19 protein-coding genes are annotated in these 21,696 nt (G+C 67.3%); 10 read left to right on the top strand and 9 right to left on the bottom strand.

The window, feature by feature from the left end; translation table 11 throughout:
- Positions 1 to 398: 398 nt before the first annotated feature.
- The 3 genes from pilB to NFC98_RS07490 all read left to right on the top strand — a co-directional run bounded on the left by pilB (position 399) and on the right by NFC98_RS07490 (position 4,688).
- A complete protein-coding gene (gene pilB / locus NFC98_RS07500) occupies positions 399 to 2,180 on the top strand; it encodes a type IV-A pilus assembly ATPase PilB (protein ID WP_254277807.1) in 1,782 nt (593 codons plus the stop codon).
- A gap of 140 nt (positions 2,181 to 2,320) precedes the next feature.
- Positions 2,321 to 3,556, top strand: a complete 1,236-nt coding sequence (locus tag NFC98_RS07495) for a type II secretion system F family protein (RefSeq protein WP_254277462.1) — start codon at positions 2,321 to 2,323, stop codon at positions 3,554 to 3,556.
- A 283-nt stretch (positions 3,557 to 3,839) separates the two neighbouring features.
- Positions 3,840 to 4,688, top strand: a complete 849-nt coding sequence (locus tag NFC98_RS07490; protein WP_254277806.1) for an A24 family peptidase — start codon at positions 3,840 to 3,842, stop codon at positions 4,686 to 4,688.
- A 72-nt stretch (positions 4,689 to 4,760) separates the two neighbouring features.
- Here NFC98_RS07490 and NFC98_RS07485 read toward each other — a convergent pair whose 3' ends face one another.
- Positions 4,761 to 5,105, bottom strand: a complete 345-nt coding sequence (locus NFC98_RS07485; protein ID WP_254277461.1) for a four helix bundle protein — start codon at positions 5,103 to 5,105, stop codon at positions 4,761 to 4,763.
- 109 nt (positions 5,106 to 5,214) lie between these two features.
- Here NFC98_RS07485 and coaE point away from each other — a divergent pair, with 109 nt between their 5' ends.
- The 3 genes from coaE (at position 5,215) to NFC98_RS07470 (ending at position 7,040) form a co-directional block, all read left to right on the top strand.
- Positions 5,215 to 5,826 (top strand): dephospho-CoA kinase, encoded by a 612-nt coding sequence (gene coaE / locus NFC98_RS07480; RefSeq protein WP_254277460.1) that lies wholly within the window; start codon positions 5,215 to 5,217, stop codon positions 5,824 to 5,826.
- Between the two features lie 88 nt (positions 5,827 to 5,914).
- Positions 5,915 to 6,145, top strand: a complete 231-nt coding sequence (gene yacG / locus NFC98_RS07475; RefSeq protein WP_183334371.1) for a DNA gyrase inhibitor YacG — start codon at positions 5,915 to 5,917, stop codon at positions 6,143 to 6,145.
- 7 nt (positions 6,146 to 6,152) lie between these two features.
- A complete protein-coding gene (locus NFC98_RS07470; protein ID WP_254277459.1) occupies positions 6,153 to 7,040 on the top strand; it encodes a DNA replication terminus site-binding protein in 888 nt (295 codons plus the stop codon).
- Between the two features lie 732 nt (positions 7,041 to 7,772).
- Here NFC98_RS07470 and NFC98_RS07465 read toward each other — a convergent pair.
- From NFC98_RS07465 to yegQ, 3 genes are all read right to left on the bottom strand, one after another.
- Positions 7,773 to 8,207: a transposase gene (locus NFC98_RS07465; RefSeq protein ID WP_254277805.1), complete on the bottom strand. Its 435-nt coding sequence runs from the start codon at positions 8,205 to 8,207 to the stop codon at positions 7,773 to 7,775.
- Between the two features lie 496 nt (positions 8,208 to 8,703).
- A complete protein-coding gene (locus NFC98_RS07460; protein WP_254277458.1) occupies positions 8,704 to 9,303 on the bottom strand; it encodes an anti-virulence regulator CigR family protein in 600 nt (199 codons plus the stop codon).
- A gap of 78 nt (positions 9,304 to 9,381) precedes the next feature.
- Complete coding sequence (gene yegQ, locus NFC98_RS07455; protein ID WP_254277457.1) at positions 9,382 to 10,818, bottom strand: tRNA 5-hydroxyuridine modification protein YegQ; 1,437 nt, start codon at positions 10,816 to 10,818, stop codon at positions 9,382 to 9,384.
- Positions 10,819 to 12,475: 1,657 nt separating this feature from the next.
- Between yegQ and queC the strand changes: the two genes are divergently transcribed.
- Genes queC through NFC98_RS07440 form a run of 3 tightly spaced genes read left to right on the top strand, consistent with a single transcriptional unit; the run spans position 12,476 to position 14,312 of the window.
- Positions 12,476 to 13,177, top strand: a complete 702-nt coding sequence (queC, locus tag NFC98_RS07450; protein ID WP_254277456.1) for a 7-cyano-7-deazaguanine synthase QueC — start codon at positions 12,476 to 12,478, stop codon at positions 13,175 to 13,177.
- Entirely contained in the window at positions 13,174 to 14,019 is an 846-nt protein-coding gene (locus NFC98_RS07445; RefSeq protein WP_254277455.1) for a 6-carboxytetrahydropterin synthase, read from the top strand. The genes queC and NFC98_RS07445 overlap by 4 nt, the downstream gene beginning before the upstream one ends.
- Entirely contained in the window at positions 14,016 to 14,312 is a 297-nt protein-coding gene (locus NFC98_RS07440) for a YkgJ family cysteine cluster protein (protein ID WP_254277454.1), read from the top strand. The genes NFC98_RS07445 and NFC98_RS07440 overlap by 4 nt, the downstream gene beginning before the upstream one ends.
- Before the next feature lie 6 nt (positions 14,313 to 14,318).
- Here the strand turns inward: NFC98_RS07440 and NFC98_RS07435 are convergent, their stop codons facing one another.
- Positions 14,319 to 14,588 carry a hypothetical protein gene (locus NFC98_RS07435; RefSeq protein WP_254277453.1) on the bottom strand — a complete coding sequence of 90 codons (270 nt, stop codon included), beginning with the start codon at positions 14,586 to 14,588 and terminating at the stop codon, positions 14,319 to 14,321.
- 384 nt (positions 14,589 to 14,972) lie between these two features.
- On the opposite strand from NFC98_RS07435, the gene NFC98_RS07430 reads away from it, so the two are divergent.
- On the top strand, positions 14,973 to 15,800 hold the full coding sequence (locus NFC98_RS07430) for a helix-turn-helix transcriptional regulator (RefSeq protein ID WP_254277452.1): 828 nt from the start codon (positions 14,973 to 14,975) through the stop codon (positions 15,798 to 15,800).
- A 131-nt stretch (positions 15,801 to 15,931) separates the two neighbouring features.
- On the opposite strand, the gene NFC98_RS07425 is transcribed toward NFC98_RS07430, so the two are convergent.
- The 4 genes from NFC98_RS07425 to NFC98_RS07410 form a co-directional block, all read right to left on the bottom strand.
- Entirely contained in the window at positions 15,932 to 16,309 is a 378-nt protein-coding gene (locus tag NFC98_RS07425) for a histone-like nucleoid-structuring protein, MvaT/MvaU family (protein ID WP_254277451.1), read from the bottom strand.
- A gap of 487 nt (positions 16,310 to 16,796) precedes the next feature.
- Positions 16,797 to 18,473: a 30S ribosomal protein S1 gene (gene rpsA, locus NFC98_RS07420; RefSeq protein WP_183334073.1), complete on the bottom strand. Its 1,677-nt coding sequence runs from the start codon at positions 18,471 to 18,473 to the stop codon at positions 16,797 to 16,799.
- 182 nt (positions 18,474 to 18,655) lie between these two features.
- On the bottom strand, positions 18,656 to 19,354 hold the full coding sequence (gene cmk / locus NFC98_RS07415; RefSeq protein WP_254277450.1) for a (d)CMP kinase: 699 nt from the start codon (positions 19,352 to 19,354) through the stop codon (positions 18,656 to 18,658).
- Entirely contained in the window at positions 19,351 to 21,687 is a 2,337-nt protein-coding gene (locus tag NFC98_RS07410; RefSeq protein ID WP_254277449.1) for a bifunctional prephenate dehydrogenase/3-phosphoshikimate 1-carboxyvinyltransferase, read from the bottom strand. Before NFC98_RS07410 ends, cmk begins: the two co-directional genes overlap by 4 nt.
- Positions 21,688 to 21,696: the final 9 nt, after the last annotated feature.

Genomic DNA, 21,696 nt, shown 5'->3' with positions numbered 1-21,696 from the left:
CCTTCTTCTTGCCGCCCGTGCGGGTTGTGGTGATAGACCTAATGACCTTGGCAACTCGGCAGAATCGCCCGATAAATCGGGCTCCCACCAGTGGCTTCGGACCGTTCGCCTACCGATAACTTTTCTTCATGGGTCTCGCCCTGCCCGGCGCGACCCTATGCTTACATTAAGTTACGCTTCGCAACCTTGCAAGGCCGGATTGCCCCAAATCGGCAAAACTCACCCGGCGAGGCTCAACATCGCCCCCCAAAAGGTTGAATCCGCGTGGTACGGCGCTGGGCGGGGGCGGCCGGGTGGGGCTAGAATGGGAGGGTGATTCGCGCCAGCCCCGGGGCTTGCTGGCGTGGCCCATGCTGACCCTCATCCGCCTGACGCCTGACCGACACCCGCGAGACGCCATGAACGACTACCGTACCCCGCCGCCGCACCTGGACACCCCGCTGGAGAGCACGCGCCCGGGTAGTGCCAGCGGCCTGCGCGGCCTGGCCCGCCGGCTGGTGCAGGACGGGCGGCTCTCCGAGGCGGCGGCGGCCCGCGCCGAGCTGGAGGCCAAGGAGGCCGAGGTCTCGCTGCTGGAGCACGTGATCGACTCCGGCCTGGTGGCGGCCCGGCCGGCCACGCTCTCCTCGGCCTGGGAGTACGGCCTGCCGATCATCGACCTGGACGCCATCCGCCCCGAGACGCTGCCCAAGGCGGAGGCCTTCCCCGAGAAGATCCTGCGCCGGCTCAAGATCCTGCCGCTGGTGCAGCACGGCCATCGGCTCACCGTGGCGGTGCCCTACCCCTCGACGCTCGCCCAGCTCGACGAGCTGCAGTTTGCCACCGGCCTGACCCCGGAGGGGGTACTGGCACCGGTGGACCAGCTCGGCCCGGTGCTGGAGAGCTACCTCGCCCGCAGCGAGAAGAGCATGCTCGACGAGCTCAAGGGGGTGGACGACGCCATCGGCGAGCTGGGTTACGGCGACGAGGGCAGCGACGGCGAGGTGGACGTCCAGGCCGAGCAGAACGCCGCCAGCGAAGACGCGCCGATCATCAAGTTCGTCAACAAGATCCTGCTCGACGCCATCCACCGCGGCGCCTCGGACATCCACTTCGAGCCCTACGAGACCAGCTACCGGGTGCGCTTTCGCATCGACGGCATCCTCCACGACGTGGCTCACCCGCCCTTCGCCATGCGCTCGCGCATCTCGGCGCGCCTCAAGGTGATGTCGCGGCTGGATATCTCCGAGCGGCGCCTGCCCCAGGACGGCGCCATCAAGCTCAAGCTCTCCCGGACCCGCTCCATCGACTTCCGCGTCAACTCGCTGCCCACCGTCTACGGCGAGAAGGTGGTGCTGCGGATCCTCGACCCCACCTCGGCGCAGCTAGGCATCGAGCAGCTCGGCTTCACGCCGGAACAGAAGGCGATGTACGAGACGGTGCTCGACCAGCCCCAGGGCATGATCCTCGTCACCGGCCCCACCGGCAGCGGCAAGACGGTGACCCTCTACACCGGCATCAACATCCTCAACCAGGTGGAGCGCAACATCTGCACCGCCGAGGACCCGGTGGAGATCAAGGTGCCCGGGGTCAACCAGGTGAACGTGCTGCCCAAGATCGGCCTGGACTTCGCCAGCGCCCTGCGCGCCTTCCTGCGCCAGGACCCGGACGTCGTGATGGTCGGCGAGATCCGCGACCTGGAGACCGCCGAGATCGCCGTGAAGGCCTCCCAGACCGGCCACCTGGTGCTCTCCACCGTGCACACCAACTCCGCGGCGGAGACGCTGACGCGCCTCGCCAACATGGGCGTGGCGCCGTTCAATATCGCCAGTTCGGTGAGCCTGATCATCGCCCAGCGCCTGGCGCGCAAGCTCTGCAAGCACTGCAAGCAGCCGGCGGACATCCCCCACGAGGTGCTGCTGCAGCAGGGCTTTTCCGAGGAGGAGATCGCCAACGCCACCATCTTCGAGCCGGTGGGCTGCCGCCAGTGCACCAAGGGCTTCAAGGGCCGGGTGGGCATCTACGAGGTGGTGCCGATCTCGGAGGCGATGAGCAACCTGATCATGAAGCAGGGCAACTCCATGGACTTCGACGAGCTGGCGAGAAGGGAGGGCCACCCGGACCTGCGCCGCAGCGGCCTGCTCAAGGCCATGCAGGGGGTGACCAGCCTGGCGGAGATCAACCGGGTGACGAAGGACTGAAAGCTGCAAGCTGCAAGCTGCAAGCTGCAAGCTGCAAGGCAGGAAAGTGCCACCAGCACCGCAAGAGGCAATGGTTTTCCTTGCAACTTGGTCCTTGTAGCTTGTAGCTCAATAAATACGCAGGGAACAGGGAGTCCACCATGGCCACAGCACGGAAACTGCGCCCCCACCAGAAGACCAAGCTCTACCGCTGGAACTGGAGCGGCAAGGGCCCGGGCGGGCGCCGGGTGGGGGGTGAGATCATCGCCGCCCAGAAGATGGAGGTCGAACGGATCCTCCAGGGCCAGAACATCATCGTCAAGAACGTCAAGCGCAAGGGCGGCTTCGGCGGCGGCATGGGCTCGATCAAGCCCAAGGACATCATGCTCTTCGCCCGCCAGATGGCCACCATGATCCGCGCCGGCGTGCCGGTGCTGCAGGCCTTCCAGGTGGTGGCCGAGAGCCTCAAGAAGCCCGCCATGAGTGCCCTGGTGCAGGAGCTGATGAACGACGTGGCGGCTGGCGCCACCTTCTCCGATGCCCTCAAGCGCCACCCCCAGCACTTCGACCGGCTGTTCTCCAACCTGGTGGAGGCCGGCGAGCAGTCCGGCTCTCTGGACCGCATGCTCGACCGGGTCGCCACCTACAAGGAGAAGGTGGAGATGCTCAAGGGGCGCGTCAAGAAGGCGCTCTGGTACCCGGCGGCGGTCATCGCCGTCGGCATCGGCGTCACCGCCCTGCTGCTGATCAAGGTGGTGCCGCAGTTCGAGAGCCTCTTCCACGGCTTCGGCGCCGAGCTGCCGGCCATGACGCGGATGACCATCGCGCTGTCCGAGTTCTTCCAGGCCTACTGGTGGTGGGGGGTGCTGGGCTTCGCCGCCTTCATCTTCTTCATCCGCACCGGCATGAAGAAGTCCGAGGCCTTCGCCTACCGCATGCACGCCTGGTCGCTGAAGGTGCCGGTGATCGGCGAGATCCTCGACAAGTCCGCCGTGGCGCGCTATTCGCGTACGCTCGCGACCACCTTCGGCGCCGGCGTGCCGCTGGTGGAGGCGCTGGACACCGCCGCGGGCGCCACCGGCAACAAGGTCTACGAGCGCGCCGTGGCCCAGGTCCGCGAGGACGTGGCCACCGGCCAGCAGCTCGCCTTCGCCATGCGCATGACCGAGCAGTTCCCGGCCCTGGCCATCCAGATGGTCGGCATCGGCGAGGAGGCGGGGTCGCTCGACGCCATGCTCAACCGCGTGGCCGACTACTACGAGGAGGAGGTCGACAACATGGTCGACACCCTCACCTCGCTGCTGGAGCCCTTCATCATCGTGGTGCTCGGCGTGCTGGTCGGCGGCCTGGTGATCTCCATGTACCTGCCGATCTTCGAGCTGGGTAGCGTGATCTAGCGCTGCAAGCTGCAAGCTGCAAGCTGCAAGCTGCAAGCTGCAAGCTGCAAGCTGCAAGCTGCAAGCTGCAAGCTGCAAGCTGCAAGCTGCAAGCTGCAAGCTGCAAGCTGCAAGCTGCAAGCTGCAAGCTGCAAGCTGCAAGCTGCAAGCTGCAAGCTGCAAGCTGCAAGGCAGGATGACCTCCCCTTCCCGGCAGGCTACAAGGGGTTTCCTTGTAGCTTGCTCCTTGTAGCTTGTAGCTGCCCGAAGGGCCCACACCTGATTTATTAAGGATTCAATCTTGCTGGACCTACCCCCTTCCCTGCTCTGGCCCCTGGCCGCCTTCGTCGGCCTGTGCCTGGGCAGCTTCCTCAACGTGGTGATCGTGCGCCTGCCGGTGATGCTGATGCAGGGCTGGCGGGCCGAGGCCCGCGACGCGCTGGAGCTGCCCGCCGAGGAGCACCCCACCTTCAACCTGGCCACCCCGCGCTCAATGTGCCCGAGCTGCGAGACCCCCATCGCCTGGCACGACAACCTGCCGGTGGTCGGCTGGCTGAAGCGCCGCGGGCGCTGCGCCCACTGCGAGGCGCGCATCAGCCCCCAGTACCCGCTGGTGGAGCTGGCCGGCGGCGCGCTGACACTCGCCGTGGTGGCGCTGTTCGGCGCCACCTGGCAGGGCCTGTTCGTACTGGGGGCCTGCCTTGCGCTGCTGGCCATGGCGGTGATCGACCTGCGCACCCAGCTCTTGCCGGACCTGCTCACCCTGCCGCTGCTCTGGGCGGGGCTCGCCTACCAGCTGCTGTTCCAGCCGCTGATGCTGCCCAGCGCGGTGATCGGCGCCATGGCGGGCTATCTCGCGCTGTGGAGCTTCTACTGGGCCTTCAAGCTGATCACCGGCAAGGAGGGCATGGGCTATGGCGACTTCAAGCTGCTCGCGGCACTCGGCGCCTGGATGGGCTGGCAGGCCCTGCCGCTGCTGCTGATCCTCTCCGCCGGGGTGGGCGCCATCATCGGCATCCTGGTGCAGCTGGCGGTGCCGCGGCTGCGCGGCGCGCCGATGCCCTTCGGCCCCTACCTGGCGCTGGCCGGCTGGATCGCGCTGCTGGGCGGCGAGCCGCTGATGGCGGTGTATGGAAGCTTCTTTGTGCTTTGACCCCGAGCGCCGAGCGCCGAGCGCCGAGCGCCGAGCGCCGAGCGCCGAGCGCCGAGCGCCGAGCGCCAGGCATCATGCGGGGCGCATCGTCCGCATCAAGGCATAGAGCATCCTGGAGAGCTCGCGGGTTTCCGCAATCCACCGCTTGCCGTCAGGGTGAGGGATATAGCCGATCTCGAGACCAATGTAGACTTGGGTCCTCAGCTCTGCGCAAGAGGCCTTTGCATAGCTGAGAAAGCGCACGCGATCTCGATCCAGGTCCCGCTCGTACCCCTCGGCGATATTACTGGCAATCGACAAGGCCGACCGGGTGATCTGGTCCTTGAATCCATAGTCGCGCGAGTCGGCGAAGGCCTTGTATATCTCAGCACACAGGCGTGAGGCGCGTTTCCACACCAGCAAGTCTTCGAATTTCATGACATGGAACCCGAAAAAACTGTATGGAATCACAGGATAGCCCCACTTCATCGACACTGCCTCTCTGGGCGCTGGGCGCTAGGCGCCGGGCGCTCACCCGGAGGGCCTCATGATCATCGGCTTGACCGGCGGCATCGCCTCGGGCAAGTCCACCGTGGCGCGGGCCTTCGCGGCGCTGGGCGTGCCCTGGGTGGATGCCGACGACGTGGCGCGGGAGGTGGTCGAGCCGGGCGAGCCGGCGCTGGCCGAGATTGCCGAGCGCTTCGGCACGCGGGTGCTCAACGCCGACGGCACCCTGAACCGCCGGGCGCTGCGCGAGATCGTCTTCGCCGAGCCGGCCGAGCGGCGCTGGCTGGAGTCGGTGACCCACCCGCGCATCCGCGAGCGGCTGCGGGAGCACCTGGCGCGGATCGCGGCGGATGATTCGCCCTACGGGCTGCTGGTCTCGCCGCTGCTGTTCGAGTCCGGCCAGAGCGAGCTGGTCGACCGCACCCTGGTGATCGACGTGCCCGAGGCGGTGCAGATCGCGCGCACCGCCGCCCGGGACGACGTCGATGAGGCCCAGGCCCGCGCCATCGTCGCCGCCCAGATGCCCCGCGCCGAGCGGCTGGCCCGCGCCGATGACGTGCTGGACAACGACAGCAGCGAGGCCGAGATGCGCCAGCGGGTCACCGAGCTGGATCGGCAGTACCGTGCCCTGGCCGGCCACTCGCCGGCCTGAGCCCGCGGCGCCGGGCCATTACCCTTCCGGCCCGCGGCCGGTTACCATGGGCCCTTCCCCGCGAACGACAACGCCTCCAAGGAGCCCCATGAGCCAATCCGACCGCCCCCTGGAAGTCGCCTGCCCCCAGTGCCGCAAGAAGGTCGTGTGGCGCGAGGACAACCCCTACCGCCCCTTCTGCAGCGAGCGCTGCCGCCTGATCGACCTGGGCGCCTGGGCCGACGGCTCCCGCCGCATCGCCGGCGAGCCGGCCATGGACGAGACCGAGATCGACGAGATGATCCTGCGCGCCGAGCGTGGCTTCCAGGAACCGGAGTGACCCCGCGTTGAGCCACCCGCCCCGCCCCGAATACCGCCTGCTGGCCGAGCTGGAAGCCGCGTTCGACACCCTGGTGGAGCGCGGTGAGGCGGTGGCCACGACCTTCCGGCAGGACCCTGCCGCCTGCTGGATCTTCGGCGAGCCGGAGCCGGTCGGCGCCGAGCGGGCGGCCGAGTGGCTGCGCCACGCCCTGCTGGACGTCTGGTACCAGGACGGCCAGGACGGCCGGGCGACCCGCGCCCACATCGGCCTGGTGGCCGCCAATGAACCGCTGATGGAGGCCGTTGCCGAGGCCAATGCCGCCAAGGCGGCGCTGGGCGCCCTGCTGGCCCGGATCCGCGAGGACGCCCCAACGCTGATCCCCGAAGCCAAGGCGGTGCTGCCCTTCCGCCACCCCGAGCTCCACGACCACCTGCGCGGGCAGGGCCTGGCGCGGCTTCACCTCAAGCAGTGCTGGCGGCACATCCCGGTCGCCGAGGCGCCAGTGGCCCGCGTGCGCCTGGCCTGGTACACCAGCGGGCGCTCCATCAAGCGGCTGACGGTGCGCGAGGCGGAGCAGAAACTGCTGAAGCTCGACAGCGATGCCGCCCATGTGCGGATCCAGCTGCGGCGGCTGGCCGGCATCCCCGACGGCGAACCGCTCGCCCAGGTACAGCGCCAGGCGCCGCTGATGCGTGCCAACCTCTTCTATCGCGAGCCCCTGGAGGACGGCCGCACCCGCCGCGCCATGAACGTGGCGCTGCCGCTGTTCGTGCCCGCCCCCGACGGCCGCCTGCCGGACCACAACCTGCCGCCGCCCACGCCGCCGGACGCCCGCACCCGCGCCCGCCGCCGCGACGAGAAGCTCGAGGACGAGCCCTTCCTGCCCAGCCTGCGGGTGTATCGGTATCGGTGAGGCAAGTCACCACCGAGGCAGACCTCTACTGGTGGAAGCTAGATTGCTGGAGGGTCCGATACCTTCGATGATGGCTACCACTGAGGTATCTGGCCACTGGTGGGAGCCCGATTTATCGGGCGATGCAGTGTTCCGGCGATAGCAGAAACAGCCTGGCTCGGCGGTAACAAGATAGCCTTCCAACACCCCCATCGCCCGGCGGAGCCGGGCTCCCACCAGTCTCCGCACCATCGGCATTTTTCCAGACCACTGAGATAGGCCCCTACTGGTGGGAGCTCGATTGCTGGATGGTCCGATGCCTTCGATGATGGCTACCCCTGAGGTATCTGGCTACTGGTGGGAGCCCGATTTATCGGGCGATGGGTACCAGCGGTAAGGTCAGCGCTCTTCATGCAGGCTGCCAACACCGCCATCGCCCGGCGGAGCCGGGCTCCCACCAGATTCCGCACCATCGGCATTTTTTCCAGACCACTGAGATAGGCCCTTACTGGTGGGAGCTCGATTGCTGGAGGGTCCGATACCTTCGATGATGGCTACCACTGAGGTATCTGGCTACTGGTGGGAGCCCGATTTATCGGGCGATGCAGTGTTCCGGCGATAGCAGAAACAACCTGGCTCGGCGGTAACAAGATAGCCTTCCAACACCGCCAATCGCCCGGCGGAGCCGGGCTCCCCCCAGTCTCCGCAAGGCCGGGAACAACACAGGCGTGCCGCTACCTCACGCTTCATCGTTCAAAGCCAGACGGCATTCCAGTAGGGATAGTCCCGGATATCATCCACCAGGCCGGCTCTCAACGGGTTGGCCACCAGATAGCGGGCCACCCGGCGCAAATCCTCTTCCCGGCGAATGCCGTGATCATGAAAGCCCCGCTGCCAGAGTTTCTCTCCCGCCATCAGGGAAACCCTGGCCTTGTAGACCCTGACCGCATCCTGCAGATCGTCCTCCAGTTGCAGCAGCCAGTGCAGATGGTCGGGCATGACGACATAGGCCAGGGTCTCGCCGTGCCGGCTCACCACATCGGCGTAGAGGTTGCGACAGGCAATGCGGGCTATCGCCGGGTCGCGAAACCAGGGAAACCTGTTCCGGGTGACGATGGTCACCAGATAGCAGTGGCCAGGAAGCGACTGTCGCCCCTTGCGCAGGGCATGGCTGCGTGGCGGGTTCATCGGCAAGGCACCCAGGACTCCTGGCCCTCAGGGTAGGTCGAGAGTCGCCTGGCGTCATGGGCCAGAGCCTCTCCATCGGCAACTTTTCCGGGCCACCGAGACATGCCGCTCCCGGTGGAATTTCACTGGTGGGAGCCCGATTTATCGGTGGTCCGACATTTCGGCGATGGGTACCAGCGGTAAGGTCAGCGCTCTTCATGCAGGCTGCCAACACCGCCATCGCCCGGCGGAGCCGGGCTCCCACCAGATTCCGCACCATCGGCATTTTTTCCAGACCGCCGAGGCAGGCCCTTACTGGTGGGAGCCCGATTGCTGGAGGGTCCGATGCCTTCGATGATGGCTACCCCTGAGGTATCTGGCTACTGGTGGGAGCCCGATTTATCGGGCGAATAGCGGCGACGGCAACACTGCAGCCCGTTCGAGGATTTCCAACACCGCCATCACCGAAGCGACGAACCGCCAGCGGAGCCGGGCCTTTACCCGGCTCCGCACGGCCTCAGTAGAGCACGTCCCTGAGCACCTCGTAGACGATGTCGTTGGCGATATCGACCAGCACGGCGTCGGGGCCGACGCGGCGCCACTCGTAGCCGTCGTAGCGCGGCAGGTCGCGCAGCGTGCGGTCGTCGAAGCGCTTGGCGATGCCCGGGGGCAGCGGCTTGCCGCGCTCCAGGTTCATGCGGATGCCCGGCGGCAGGCCGGCCCGGTCGTCCTCGCGGACCCAGTCGCGGCGCTCGCCGAAGATCCGCCGCAGCTCCCGCTCGTCGATGCGCGGGCCGTTGCGATAGCCGTCGTCGCGACGCTCGCGCTCGCGCCAGCTCTCCCGGTCCCGCTCGCGCCAGGTCTCGGGTTCGCGGGCCTCCTCCCGGCCGCGGTCGGCACCACGGCCGGGCTGGGCCTGCTGCCCCTGCTGGCGCTCCTCCTGAGCCTGCTTCTGCTGGCCCGGCGGCACCTTGCGCTCGCCCTGCCCCTGGCCCTGGGAGGCACCCTGGCCGCGGCCGGGATTGTCGGCGGGCTGGGCCAGGGCGGGGCCGGCAGCCAGCAGCAGCGCCAGGCTGGAGGCAGCCATCGCCAGGCGCAGATCGATTCGCTTGCTCATGTGAACCTCCGGTTCCATGGGGGTGATGCCTATCAGCCTAGTCCCCAATGGTGCAGGCGGTGTGGAAACCTTGTCGGCCTACCGCGACAGGTCCCGCATCAGCAGGGCGAACTCGATGCGCTCGGGCGCGATGGCCTCGCCGGGCACCGGAATGCGCACCACATGGCCGGAGCCCGGGGCAGCGCCGACGGACTCGCCGCGCTTGTTCTCGATATGCTCGAGCACGAAGCGGCGGTTGCCGCCGGGCAGCATCAGCTCCATGCCGTCACCGACCTCGAAGCGGTTCTTGACGTCCACCTCCAGCACGCCGCGGTCCGGGTCGTAACCGATCACCTCGCCGACGAACTGCTGGTGCACCCCCACCGAGTTGCCCTGCTCGTAGTTCTGGTACTCGTCGTGGACATGGCGGCGGTAGAAGCCCTCTGTGTAGCCGCGGTTGGCCAGGTTGTCGAGCTCGTCCATCAGACGCATGTCGAAGGGCCGGCCGGCCACGGCGTCGTCGATGGCGCGGCGGTAGACCTGGGCGGTGCGCGCCACGTAGTAGTGGGACTTGGTGCGCCCCTCGATCTTCAGCGAGGTGACGCCCATCTCGGTGAGACGCGGCACGTGCTGCACGGCGCGCAGGTCCTTGGAGTTCATGATGTAGGTGCCGTGCTCGTCCTCGAACACCGGCATCAGCTCGCCGGGGCGGGTGCGGTCCTCGATCAGCGCGGAGAGCTCGTCCTGGCCCTCCACCCCGCCGGCGGTGGCGGTGCTCTCCATGGCTACCGATGCGCTGCCGCCGCCGGAGGCGATCAGGCCACCCGGCTGCCCGCCGCTCTCGGGCGTCCAGATGCCGCTGCCGGCATGGGCACGGGCGGAGTTGGCCGGCACCAGGTCGCCGGTCTCGTCATGGGCGGCGGCCACGGTGTTGTACTTCCAGCGGCAGGCGTTGGTGCAGGTGCCCTGGTTGGGGTCGCGGTGGTTGAAGTAGCCGGAGAGCAGGCAGCGCCCGGAGTAGGCGATGCAGAGCGCGCCGTGGACGAAGGTCTCGATCTCCAGGTCCGGGCACTGGGCGCGGATCTCGGCGATCTCCTCCAGCGACAGCTCCCGAGAGAGGATGATGCGGCTGATGCCCTGCTGCTGCCAGAACCGCGCCGCGGCCCAGTTGACCACGTTGGACTGCACCGAGAGGTGGATCACCTGGTCCGGCCAGCGCTCGCGGATCATCATGATCAGGCCCGGGTCGGACATGATCAGCGCGTCGGGCCCGGCCTCGATCACCGGCTCCATGTCGCGCAGGTAGGTCTTGAGCTTGCTGTTGTGGGGCGCGATGTTCGACGCCACGTAGAACTGCTTGCCCCGCTCGTGGGCGTAGGCGATGCCCTTGTGCAGGTTGTCGATCTTGAAGTCGTTGTTGCGCACGCGAAGCGAGTAGCGCGGCTGGCCGGCATAGACCGCATCCGCCCCGTAGGCGAAGGCGTAGCGCATGTTCTTGAACGTTCCCGCGGGGGAGAGCAGTTCGGGGGCTTGCATAGGAGGTCACCGTTGTCAGGACGATGGCGCCAGAGGGCGCGGGGAATGAGGGGCGCACATTATAGCAGCGCCGAGCGCCGAGCGCCGAGCGCCGAGCGCCGAGCGCCGAGCGTGTGGGAGCCCGATTTATCGGGCGATGCAGTGTTCCGGCGATAGCACAAGCCTTCAAGGCCGGAGCCATTCTGAAAGGCTGGCAACACCCCAATCGCCCGGCAGAGCCGGGCTCCCACCAGCCTCCGACAGGTTGCCTACACTTCCAGGCCAGTGAGACAGGCCCCTACTGGTGGGAGCCCGATTTATCGGGCGATGCAGTGCTCCGGCGATAGCACAAGCCTTCAAGGCCGGAGCCATTCTGAAAGGCTGGCAACACCTCAATCGCCCGGCAGAGCCGGGCTCCCACCAGAAGCCGAACCACCTGTGGCCCTCCCAGACCACCGAGTCTTGCTAATACTGGTGGGAGCCCGATTTATCGGGCGATGCGGTGTTCCGGCGATAGCACAAGCCTTCAAGGCTGGAGCCATTCTGAAAGGCTGGCAACACCTCAATCGCCCGGCAGAGCCGGGCTCCCACCAGAATCCGAACCACCTGTGGCCCTCCCAGACCACCGAGTCTTGCTAATACTGGTGGGAGCCCGATTTATCGGGCGATGCGGTGTTCCGGCGATAGCACAAGCCTTCAAGGCCGGAGCCATTCTGAAAGGCTGGCAACTCCTCAATCGCCCGGGGGACCCGGGCTCCCACCAGAACCCGAGCCACCTGTGGCCTGCTTCAGGCCACTGGATAGGCGACAACTGGTAGGAGCCCGATTTATCGGGCGATGCAGTGTTCCGGCGATAGCACAAGCCTTCAAGGCCGGAGCCATTCTGAAACGCCCGGCAGAGCCGGGCTCCCACCAGAAGCCGAACCACCTGTGGCCCTCCCAGACCCCCGAGTCTTGCTAATACTGGTGGGAGCCCGATTTATCGGGCGATGCAGTGCTCCGGCGATTGCAAAAGCCTTCGAGGCCGGAGCCATTCTGAAAGGCTGGCAACACCCCAATCGCCCGGCAGAGCCGGGCTCCCACCAGAATCCGAACCACCTGTGGCTCTCTCAGACCACCGAGTCTTGCTAATACTGGTGGGAGCCCGATTTATCGGGCGATGCAGTGTTCCGGCGATAGCACAAGCCTTCAAGGCAGGAGCCATTCTGAAAGGCTGGCAACACCTCAATCGCCCGGCCGAGCCGGGCTCCCACCAGAAGCCGAACCACCTGTGGCTCTCCCAGACCACCGAGTCTTGCTAATACTGTGGGAGCCCGATTTATCGGGCGATGCAGTGTTCCGGCGATAGCAAAAGCCCTCAAGGCTGGAGCCATTCTGAAAGGCTGGCAACACCTCAATCGCCCGGCAGAGCCGGGCTCCCACCAGCCTCCGACAGGTTGCCTACCCTTCCAGGCCAGTGAGACAAGCCCCTACCGGTGGGAGCCCGATTTATCGGTGGTCCGACATTTCGGCGATAGATGAGTTGCCAAGGGCTGAACAGGAACACAACAGTGCCAACACCGCCATCGCCCGGCACATTAGCACTCCATCCTCTTGTCCCGTAAAATGCGGCACTTCCGGACCGGACCCCGGAGTGCCGCGCCACCGGCCCGACAAACTCTCCGACCAGAGTTGACCCATGACCCTTTCTGCTTCCCCCGCGCCGGCCGGCCGCGCCACCGTGGTGATCTACTCCGGCGGCATGGACTCCTACACCGTGCTGCATCGTGCCCTGCGCGAGGGGCTCGATGTCCACGCCCTCTCCTTCGACTATGGCCAGCGCCACGCCAGGGAGCTGGAGGTGGCGGCACGCGTCTGCCGCGGGCTGGGCGTGCCCCACCAGGTGGTGGACATCCGCGCCATCCACGGGCTGATCGACAACTCCGCGCTGACCGATGCCAGCCGTGAGCTGCCCGAGGGCGACTACGCCGAGGACAACCTCGCCGCCACCGTGGTGCCCAATCGCAACATGATCCTGCTGTCGCTGGCCATCGCCAAGGCCGTGAACATCGGCGCCGACCGGGTCGACTACGGCGCCCACGGCGGCGACCACGTGCTCTACCCCGACTGCCGTCCGGCGTTCGTCGAGGCGATGAACGCCGTGGCCGGCATCGCCAACTTCGAGGCGGTGGCGATCCACGCCCCCTACCTGCGGGCCAGCAAGGCGGAGATCCTCGCCGACGGCCTGGCCATGGGGCTCGACTACGCCGACACCTGGACCTGCTATGAGGGAGGCGAGCTGGCCTGCGGGCGCTGCGGCAGCTGCCGCGAGCGGCTGGCGGCCTTCGCCGCCAACGGCACCGTCGACCCCATGGCCTACGCCGAAGGGGGCATTCGATGACGCTTTTCCTCCACCGCCTGACCCAGCTCGAGGCCTCCTGGTGGTGCCCGACCCGCGGCCTGGTCGGCGCCAGCTGGCACCTGGACGTGGAGCTCGACGGGGAGCTCGGCGAGGACGGCATGCCGTTCGACTTCGGCGAGGTGGCGCCGTGGATCAAGCAGCGCCTGGAGGCCGGCGCCGACCACACCCTGCTGGTGCCCACCCGCGCGCCGGGGCTGGAGCTTCACGACTGCCGCGAGGGGCTCTGCGTGCGTACCACCCTGCCCTGGGCCATGGAGCTGCGCGCGCCGCGCCAGGCGCTGACCCTGCTGCCCTGGCGGGAGATCCGCGCCGAGCGCCTGGCCGACCACCTGGCGGCGGAGCTGATGCGCCGGCCGCCGCCGCGGGTCAGCGACATTCGCCTGCGCCTGCGGGAGGAGGAGATCGACGGGGCCGCCTACACCTACAGCCACGGGCTGAGGCGCCACGCCGGCAACTGCCAGCGCATCGCCCATGGCCACCGCTCGCGGCTGCATATCTGGCAGCTGGGGCATCGCGTGCCGGGGCTGGAGCGGCAGTGGGCCGACTGGCTGGCGGATCGCTACCTGGTCGACGAGGCCGACATCATCGCCGACGACGAGCCGGCCTGGAAGCAGCTGCTGACCACCCGCTACCGCGCGGAGCAGGGGCAGTTCTTCCTGCGCCTGCCCCGGGAGCGCTGCGCCGTGCTGCCCACGCCCACCACGGTAGCGGGGATCGCCGACTGGCTGGCCCGGCAGATCGCCCGGGAGACGGGGCGCGCCACCCGGGTGCAGGCGTTCGAGGGGATCGACAAGGGCGCCATCGCCCAGGCCACGCCATGACGGCCGGGAAGGGATCGCCTGCCGGGGAGGTCGACGGGAACGCGGGCTGCCGGCCGGGCTGCGGCGCCTGCTGCATCGCCCCCTCGATCCACTCGCCGATTCCCGGCATGCCAAACGGCAAGCCCGCCGGGGTGCGCTGCGTGCAGCTGGACGAGCACAACCTCTGCCGGCTGTTCGGCGACCCGCGCCGCCCCGCCCTCTGCGAGCGCTTTACCTTCGATGCGGAGCTGTGCGGGGAGAACCGCCAGCAGGCGCTGGAACGTATCGCGGCGCTGGAGCTGGCCACCGGCTGATAATACCTAGGCGATGCGGCCCATCTCGCGCAGCGTCTCCAGCAGGTGCTGGACGCTGTCGGCGGGCTGGTGGTACTCGGTCATCAGCGCCCGGAGGCGCTCCTCGAAGCGCCGCTGACGCGCCGCCTCGTCATCTTCTTCCTGCTCTTCCAGGGGACGCACCGGGGGCCCGGTGGGAATCTCGAGCTGGCTGTCGGGGTCCTCGAGTTCACGAAGTGCCTCGGCAAAGGCATCGTCGAGTTCGCGGAACTTGCGCAACTTCTCGCGCTCATCCATCGGTTTTCGCGGGGTCTGCTGTTTCATTCGCTACCAGAAGTTCAGAGGGTCGGCCGAGGCGGTCACTCCTCGGAGAACGGCCGACGCAGGGGCCGGGATGCGGGATATTCGAGACGCCGAGTATACCGCCATTACCGCCTTCGGCGAAGGGTTTCGCCCCGGCACGACCCGCCTGGTGCCGGGGCCGGCGGCTCTTATTATGCCCGTTCGCGCATTGATGTATTCCAAACTTGCCTTTGCACCCTCAAGACGCGCATAAAGAGTGAGAACGGATAACCGTTGTTACCCAGGAGTAACAACAGCGAGCCGCCAGGCGCGTCGGGGAACAGGGAACCCGGCGTCTCGCCCCGGCTCGCACGGATGACGCAGGGAAGGGGTCGGTCGATGTTCAACGAGATGATGCGCGCGGAGATCTGGCTGCAGGAGAGCCTGGAGAGCGACCGGACCCTCGAGGACCTGGCCGATCGACTCGGCTACTCCAGCTCCCAGATCCGGCGCCGCTTCCGCCAGTGCTTCGGCATGTCGCCGAGCGCCTACCGGGAGTCGCTGCGACTGGAGAAGGCCGCCCGGCTGCTCGCCTACACGCCCCTGGGCATCCGCGCGGTGGCCGAGCAGTGCGGCTACCGCAACCACTCCGCCTTCAGCCGCGCCTTCCAGCGCCGCTTTCGCCAGACGCCCCGCGACTACCGCCAGAGCCACCGACCCGGCCGGCGCCGGCGTCGTGGCACCACCCCTCCCGACCTCGCCGTGCGCGTCGAACGCCTGCCCCGGCGCACGGCGCTGGTCACCCGCCGCTACGAGCCCCATGAGGCCATGGCCGCGCCGGAGACCTGGCCGGCGCAGCTTGACGGCGATGAGGGCCTGCCGAATCCCATCGGCGACGACACCACGGCCATCGCCCTGCTCCACGACGCTTCCCGCGTGAGCCGGGTGCCGCGCCTGGACATCGGCGTGCTGGTGGAGCCATGCCAGGCCGATGCCATGGCCATGCCGCCCTCCCTGCGCCTGGTCACGCTGCCGGTGGAGCGCTGCGCCTGCGTGGGGATGGAGGACGTCGACGCGCTCGACACGACCCTGGAAACGGTGCTCGGCGAGGTGCTGCCGTCCCTCGGGGAGCACTACAGCGGCGAGGCGCTGCGCCTGCTGCACCGCCCGGAAGGCCTGGAACTGCAGCTTCCGCTGCTGCCTCCGCCTGACGCGCCCGATGCCTGACGGGTTGCCTTACCCCGAATAACTAACAAGGCCCCAAATAACCTACCTAACCCCATTAACAGTGCGGCGGCGCCCGATGGGCGCCGCCGCTCTTTACAGCAGATCGTCTGAACGTCAGACGCCCGCGTCGATCACTCCTCGACGCGCACCAGCCAGGACTCGACGGTGTCGTTGCCGTACTCTTCCTTCCACGACTTGAGGGTCTTCTGGTTGCCACCGCGAGTCTCCACGACTTCACCGGTGTTGGGGTTCTTGTAGATCTTCAGCTTGCGCTTGCGGCGGCCACCGGCGGCGGCAGAAGCGGCCTTCGGGGCGGACGCGGCGGGCTTCGGATCGAGCAGCGAGATAACATCCGCGGCGCTCTTGTCGAACTCCTTCATCAGCGACTCGAGCTTGGCCTTGAACTCGAGTTCAGACTGCAGACGCTTGTCGTTCTGCAGCTTGTCGAGATTGGCCTGGAGATCCTTGAGCTGCTGTTCCATCTGCATGTATTCGCTGAGCAGGGACATCGATTCTCTTCCTTATGGATGGCAAGTTGGAAATCACAACGGGACGTGCATTATGCGCTGTTTATGACATTGTTCGCAACAGTGTGGCCAAGGCATTAATCGTTGGCAAGTGGAGGAGGGGTTTTTATTGGGAGGCTGAGTTTTTATTTAATATCGAAGGCGTTATTGCAGCGGGTTTTGTTGCAGAGCGATTGCCAGCAGTTATTGGGGGCCAATCGCGCTGCAAGCAGCGCTCCTACCAAACCGGAACAAAACTTTGCTTGCAAAGCGATCGACCGAGCCACCATCGCACCAACGAAACCCGGTCACCTGTCTGCCCTTGTAGGAGCTTTGCTTGCAAAGCGATCAACCGCGCCATGAATCGCGCTGCAAGCCGGAACGCCGGACCGAGCGCTCCTACGAAACTGGAACAAAACACCGCCCCCAAAAACAAGACCGCCGCCCCGAGGGGCGGCGGTCCGTGGTCCGTCGGGAAATGGCTTCCCGATCAGTCCTGACCCATCTGCTGCTTGATGAGGTCGCCGATGGTGGTCGGGCCACCGCTCTCGGGCGCTTCTTCACGCAGCTTCTTGAGGTTCTGACGGGTCTCGTCCTGGTCCTTGGCCTTGATGGACAGGGCGATCTGGCGGTTCTTGCGATCGACGCCGATGATGCGGGCCTCGACGCTGTCACCTTCGTTCAGGACGTTGCGGGCGTCCTCGACGCGGTCGGCGCTGATCTCGGACGCCTTCAGCACGGCGACGACATCGGTGGCCAGCTCGACCTGGGCCTGCTTGGCATCGACCTCGACCACGCGGCCGGTGACGATGGTGCCCTTGTCGTTGACGGCCAGGTACTCGGCGACCGGATCGGTATCCAGCTGCTTGATACCCAGGGAGATGCGCTCGCGCTCCGGATCGATGGAGAGGATCACGGCCTCGGCCTCATCGCCCTTCTTGAAGCCACGCACGGCGTCCTCGCCGGTGTCGGTCCAGGAGATGTCGGACAGGTGCACCAGGCCGTCGATACCGCCTTCCAGACCGATGAAGATACCGAAGTCGGTGATCGACTTGATGGTACCGGACACGCGGTCGCCCTTGTTGTACTGGGCGCTGAAGGTTTCCCACGGGTTGGCGGTGCACTGCTTGATGCCCAGGGAGATACGACGACGCTCCTCGTCGATGTCCAGCACCATGACGTCCACGTCGTCGCCGACCTGAACCACCTTGGAGGGGTGGATGTTCTTGTTGGTCCAATCCATCTCGGAGACGTGGACCAGGCCCTCGACACCCTCTTCCAGCTCGGCGAAGCAGCCGTAGTCGGTGAGGTTGGTGACGACGGCATGCACCTTGGTGCCTTCCGGGTAGCGATCCTTGATGTTGACCCAGGGATCCTCGCCCAGCTGCTTCAGGCCCAGGGAGACACGGTTGCGCTCGCGGTCGAACTTGAGCACCTTGACGGTGATCTCGTCGCCCACGGCCACGATCTCGCTCGGATGCTTGATGCGCTTCCAGGCCATGTCGGTGATGTGCAGCAGGCCGTCGACGCCGCCCAGGTCGACGAAGGCGCCGTAGTCGGTCAGGTTCTTGACGATACCGATGATCTGCTGGCCTTCCTGCAGGGTGGCGAGCAGGGCCTCACGCTCGGCGCTGTTCTCGGCTTCGAGGACGGCACGGCGGGAGACGACCACGTTGTTGCGCTTCGGGTCGAGCTTGATGACCTTGAAGTCGAGTTCCTTGTTCTCGAGGTGCGCGGTGTCGCGAACCGGACGCACGTCGACCAGGGAACCCGGGAGGAAGGCACGGATGGAGTCGACGTCGACGGTGAAGCCGCCCTTGACCTTGCCGTTGATCACGCCCTTGACGATCTCGTCCTTCTCGAAGGCCGCTTCCAGCACCTTCCACGCTTCGGCACGCTTGGCCTTCTCGCGGGACAGGCGGGTCTCGCCGAAACCGTCCTCGACGGCTTCCAGAGCGACGTGGACCTCGTCGCCGATGGCGATGGTCAGCTCGCCGTTGTCGTCGCGGAACTGCGACGAGGGGATCTGACCTTCGGACTTCAGGCCGGCATTGACGGTGACCCAGTCACCCTCGATGTCGACGACGGTAGCCTGGACGATGGCGCCCGGCTCCATGTTGATGTCCTGGAGAGACTGTTCAAACAGTTCAGCAAAGCTTTCGCTCATGATGTTCCTACGTGATCAACGTTAAAGTGCGGCAGGGCCGCTTCCTCCGCACCACCAGCGAGTGCGGGCCTTATTTACCATCCCCCGGAGATGTTGGCGCTGGTTCGACCTGGCTCGGCTCGCAGAAATTCAAGGTGCCGAACCACGTCATCACATACTGCCGGAGGCCCCGCAAGGGAGTGTCAGGTGGCGGAGGCCAGACCCCGTTCGGTCAGAAGCTCCGTCAGCCGATCCACCACTTCCGGTATCGTCAGGCGCGTGGTATCAAGCGTTATGGCGTCATCGGCCGGCTTGAGCGGTGCCACGCTGCGCTGCATGTCGCGGGCATCACGCGCCTGAATCTCCTTTAGAAGACTCGATAGACTAGCATCCACCCCGGCCTCCCGCAACTGAAGGTGGCGCCGCCGCGCCCGTTCCTCGGCGCTCGCGGTGAGGAAGATCTTCAGCGGGGCGTCGGTGAACACCACCGTGCCCATGTCGCGGCCGTCGGCCACCAGGCCGGGAGCCTTGCGGAAGTCGCGCTGACGCTGGAGCAGCGCCTGGCGCACCGCCGGCAGCGCCGCCACCCGTGAGGCGGCATCGCCCACCTGCTCGGTGCGGATGGCGGTGGTGGCGTCATCGCCCTCCAGCAGCACCGTGGTGGCCTCATTCTCGGCCACGAACACCACGTCGAGGGTCGCCGCGACGCGGGCCAGGCCCACCTCGTCGTCCAGCGCCACGCCGTGCTTGCCGGCGGCCAGGGCCGTCAGGCGATAGAGGGCACCGCTGTCCAGCAGGTGCCAGCCCAGCCGCTCGGCGACCAGGCGGCTGATGGTGCCCTTGCCGGCGCCGCCGGGGCCGTCGAGGGTCAGCACCGGGGCGTTGTTCACTGCCTCGCTCATGCACCCTCCTCGACCCGCTCCTCGTCGAGCGTCAGGCCGACCTTGCGCGCCAGGTCGATGAAGCCGGGGAAGGAGGTGGCGACGTTGGCGCAGTCATCGATGACGATCTCGCCGCCGGCGCGCAGTGCGGCGATGGCGAACGACATGGCGATGCGGTGGTCGCCCAGGCTGTCGATGCGCCCGCCGCCATAGTTTGGAGACGAAGAGTTTGCGCCCTCCGGGCTGCCGCCGACGATATCGATGCCGTCCGGCAGCAGGGTGTGTTCGACGCCGAGTGTCGTCAGGCCGTCGGCCATGGCCTGCAGGCGGTCGGACTCCTTGACGCGAAGCTCCTCGGCCCCGCGAAGCCGGGTCACGCCCTCGGCATTGGCGGCGGCGATGAACAGCGCCGGGAACTCGTCGATGGCCAGGGGCACCTGCTCCACCGGGATGTCGATGCCCTTCAGCGGCGCGTAGCGGATGTGCAGGTCGGCCACCGGCTCGCCGCCCACCTCATGCTCGTTGGTGAGCCGCAGGTCGGCACCCATCAGCGTGAGGATGTTGATCACGCCGATGCGGGTCGGATTGATGCCGACGTGCTCCAGCACCAGGTCCGAACCCGGAGTGATTGCCGCGGCCACCAGGAAGAAGGTGGCGGACGAGATGTCCGAGGGCACGTCGATGGGCGCGGCGGTGAGCTTGCCGCCACCGGAGAGCCAGCAGGTGTCGCCTTCGCGATGCACCTCATAGCCGAAGCCCGCCAGCATGCGCTCGGTATGGTCGCGGGTCGGCGCCGGCTCACGCACCCGGGTCTCGCCCTCGGCGTAGAGCCCGGCGAGCAGCAGGCAGGACTTCACCTGGGCGCTGGCCATGGGCATGTCGTAGGTGATGCCCGTAAGCGCGCGCCTGCCGTGGATGCGCAGCGGCGGCCGGCCGCCCTCGGCGGTGTCGATCTCGGCGCCCATCAGGCGCAGCGGATCAGCCACCCGCCCCATGGGACGCTTGGTCAGGGAGGCGTCGCCGGTGAGCTCGGTGTCGAAGGCCTGGCCGGCCAGCAGCCCGGCGAACAGGCGCATGGCGGTGCCGGCATTGCCCACGTAGAGCGGCCCGGAGGGCGCCTTGAGGCCGTGCATGCCGACGCCGTGGACGGTGACGCGGCCCTGGTGGGGCCCCTCGATGGCCACGCCCATCTCGCGGAAGGCCTGCAGGGTCGCCAGGCTGTCCTCCCCTTCCAGGAAGCCCTTCACCTCGGTGACCCCCTCGGCCAGGGCGCCGAGCATGATGGAGCGATGGGAGATGGACTTGTCGCCGGGCACGCGGATGCGCCCGGTCACACCGCCGCCGGGCGTGACCCGGTAGCGCAGCTTGCCGTGTTGTTGCATCTGGTATTCCGCCTGATAGCTGGTCTGGTTCAGCAGGGATTCGAAGTAGAGTCGCGCATGGCTGGCCCGGTCGAAGATGGCCAGCATGGCATCGCCGTCGCCGCGCTCCACGGCGCGCCGCAGCCGGCCCACGCCGGCCTCGAAGTCGTCGAGGGAGGCCAGCACGGCGTCGCGGTTGGCGATGAAGATGTCGCGCCACATCACCGGGTCGCTGCCGGCGATGCGGGTGAAGTCGCGAAAGCCGCCGGCGGCGTAGCGGAAGATCTCCAGCCGCTCGTCCTGGCGGGCCAGGGTGTCCACCAGCGAGAAGGCCAGCAGGTGCGGCAGGTGGCTGGTGCGTGCCAGCACCTGGTCGTGGCGCACCACGTCCATCTCCAGCACCTCGGCGCCGCAGGCCGCCCAGAGCGCGCGCACCCGGGCGAGCGCCACCGGGTCGGTGTCGGGCTCCGGGGTGAGGATCACCTTGTGATTGGCGTAGAGCGCGGGGTTGGCCGCCGCCACGCCGCTCTTCTCGGAGCCGGCGATGGGGTGGCCGAGCACCAGGTGGGGCGGCACCCGTCCGAAGGCCCGGCGGGCCACGTCACGGATGGCCGCCTTGGTGCTGCCCACGTCGGTGATCACCACCCCGGGAGCGGCACGGTGGATCACCCCGGCAAGCGCCGTCATCACCGACTCCATGGCCAGCACCGGCACCGCCAACACCACCAGGGTGGCGCCGTCGATGACCGCCTCGAGGCGGGTGTCGCCGCCGTCGATCAGCCCCATCTCGATGCCGCGGGCGATCTCGTCAGGGTTGGGGTCGCAGGCTACGATCTCCTTGGCCGGCCCGGAACCGCCGGCGGCGCCCCGAAAGCCGGCGGCGCCCTCTTGAGCCGTCCCGAAGCCGGCGGAACGCAGCACCGCAGCCAGGGAGCCGCCGATCAGCCCCAGGCCGACGATCAGGATGCGGTCTTCATCGACCGATGGTTGCACCGTTGACAC

Source organism: Halomonas sp. 3H, assembly GCF_024206005.1.
Classification (GTDB): Bacteria; Pseudomonadota; Gammaproteobacteria; order Pseudomonadales; family Halomonadaceae; genus Halomonas; species Halomonas campaniensis.
This window is presented reverse-complemented; position numbering and strand designations above follow the sequence as displayed.